Here is a 2,598-nt window from a genome sequence, read left to right as displayed (position 1 = left end):
TGGTGGACGAACCGCCCGAAACGGTCGAGGAGATGCAGTCCATCATGGAGGAACACCACGACCCGTCGAACGGGAAATACGGCCTCTCGTTCCCCATCGACCCCTACTTCATCAGCGGCTACGCGCAGGCCTTCGGCGGCTACTACTACGACGAGAAGAAGGACGAACTCGGCCTCGCGAAGTCGGAGACGCTCAAAGGGTTCCGGTTCGTGCGCGACGAACTGGCGAAGTATATCCCGAAAGACCAGAAGTACGACCCGCAGGCCGCCGTGTTCAACGAGGGCAACGCGCCGCTCGCCATCAACGGCCCGTGGTATCTCGGCACCGTCCGTGACAAGGGTCTCGACGTCGGCGTCGTCCCGCTTCCGAAACCGAAGGATGGGAAACCGAAACCGTACACCGGCGTGAAGATGTGGTACTTCGCCAAGAAGATGAACGAGGAGAACGGGAACACCGCGGCCGCTCGGAAGTTCACCGAGTGGCACACCACGAACACGGACCTGCTCCTCGACCTCGCCAAGGACCACGGCTTCATCCCGGTTCACAAGGACCTCGCGGGAAGCGACGACCTTCCGCCAGCCGTCAAAGGCTTCTCCGAATCCGTCCAGATGGGCGAACCGATGCCGACGGCCCCGCACATGCAGAAGGTGTGGGACCCGGTCAAATCCGCGTTCCTCAAGGTGCTGAAAGGCAAGCAGGACGCGAAACCGGCGTTCGAAGCGGCGGAGAAGACGATCAAGCAGAACTGGGACTGAGGCTACATGAGTATTCGCTCGACGTTCAATCGCGGCGCAAACGCGCTGGAAAATCCCGTGTTCGACCGGGACGACCTGCCCCTGCTACTGATACTGCCGGGGCTGTTTCTGTTCTCGGCGTTCATGTTCTACCCCATCCTCTACTCGTTTTATCTGTCGTTGACGGACGCGACGAACCTGACGCTGTTCACACACGAGTACTCGTTCGTCGGGTTCGACAACTACCGGAGGGTGCTGTTCGGCACGCCGCACTTCAAGTTGATTCTGTTCGGATTCAGCACGACGCTCCCGCTCAACGCGGGCTTTTGGAACTCGATGGGCATCTCGTGGCTGTTCGTGTTCACGAGCGTGGCCCTCAAAGTCGCGCTGAGCATCGGCATCGCGCTCGTGTTGACCAATCCCTACGTCATCGGTCGGCGCTACATGCGTTCGCTCATCATCATCCCGATGGGCCTGCCGACCATCTTCACCATCACCGTCTGGCGCGGAATCTTCAGCAACGCCCGATACGGCCTGGCGAATCAGGTGCTCACCGGACTGCACCTTCAGCCGGTTCTGTGGCTCGACCAGCGGTGGACCGCGTTTCTGGCGTACAACGTCACCGAAGCGTGGTTGGCCTACCCGTTCATGGTCATCATCATCGTGAGCGCGCTGCAGGATGTGCCCGAGGAACTCCACGACGCGGCGATGGTGGATGGCGCAGGATTCCTCAACCGGTTCGTGCACGTCACGCTTCCGTCCATCAAGCGACCCGTGCTCTTCGCGTCGATCCTGACGGCGGCGGCGTCGTTCCAGCAGTTCCTCATCCCGTACGTGATGAACAAGGGTGGACCGCTCCGCCAGAACGAACTGCTCATCGTCTACGGCTACCGTGAGGCGTTTCGCTTCGACAAGTACGGGAAGGGGGCCGCCATCATGACCGCGACGTTGATCGTCATCAGCGGCTTCATGTTCCTGAACGTCAAACGCGGCCGCCTCGCGGAGGGGGTGAACGAATGAACGACGGGATCCTCGGCGGCTTCGCCGAGGACGTTCGACACGCGCTCGGAGCACCCGCCCGCGCCGTCGAGTCGGCGCGGTACACCGTCCACGGCCTGCGAACCGGCGAAGTGTCGGCGCGACGAGTTGCGGCGACACTCGTCGCCACCGCGTTCGCGCTGTTGATGGTCGGGACACTGCTGTTCCCGATCTACTGGATCTTCCTCGCCTCCCTCTCCGGGACCGGCGGGTCGCTCTACAGTTCGAGCGGGATCCATATCCTGCCGCAGAAACCGTCGCTCGACGCCTACAAATGGGTGCTCGGCGGCATGTCGATACCGAGCTACACGATCGCAGTTCACCTGTTCGGCACGGAGATAGCGCTACAGACGCCCGGCGTTTCGACCACGGTGAACTGCGCGCGTTTCGACGGCTGTTCACAGTTCCCGCTGTTCCTCTGGAACAGCTTCACCGTCGCGGTGCCCACCGTCATCTTGACGATGGCAATCGTGATTCCGGCGGCGTACGCGCTCTCGCGGCGGAAGTTCCTCTTCCGGTCGAAGGTGCTCTACCTGTACGTCCTGTTCACGCAAGTCGGCGGCGGACTCGGCATCGCGGCGCTCATCGCGCTGTACGCCACGTTCGTCCAGTTCGGGCTCGACAACAGCAAACTCGCGCTGTCGTCGTACTACGCCGCGACCGCCGTCCCGTTCAACACGTGGCTGTTGAAAACCTACATGGACAACATCCCGACCTCCTACGAGGAGGCCGCGATGATGGACGGCGCGCCCACGTGGCGCATCGTCTGGGAGATAATCATCCCGCTGTCGAAGGCGGGACTGGCGACCGTCCTCGTCTTCAGCTT

Annotated in this window: 3 protein-coding genes; all 3 read left to right on the top strand. The window is 62.0% G+C overall.

What is annotated here, in order from left to right; all coding sequences use genetic code 11:
* On the top strand, nt 1–755 hold a 755-nt coding region (locus WBV42_RS08885), incomplete at its 5' end, for an extracellular solute-binding protein (protein ID WP_423985712.1).
* Between the two features lie 6 nt (nt 756–761).
* Nucleotides 762–1,754, top strand: a complete 993-nt coding sequence (locus tag WBV42_RS08880; protein WP_423985711.1) for a carbohydrate ABC transporter permease — start codon at nt 762–764, stop codon at nt 1,752–1,754.
* Nucleotides 1,751–2,598: ABC transporter permease subunit (locus WBV42_RS08875; protein ID WP_423985710.1), on the top strand; the 848-nt coding region annotated here is incomplete at its 3' end. The genes WBV42_RS08880 and WBV42_RS08875, both read left to right, overlap by 4 nt.

The sequence above is a fragment of the Haladaptatus sp. genome (genome assembly GCF_049589095.1).
In the GTDB taxonomy this organism is placed as follows: Archaea; Halobacteriota; Halobacteria; order Halobacteriales; family Haladaptataceae; genus Haladaptatus.
The sequence above is the reverse complement of the archived record's forward strand: the minus strand, read 5'-3'. Positions and strand labels throughout refer to the sequence as shown.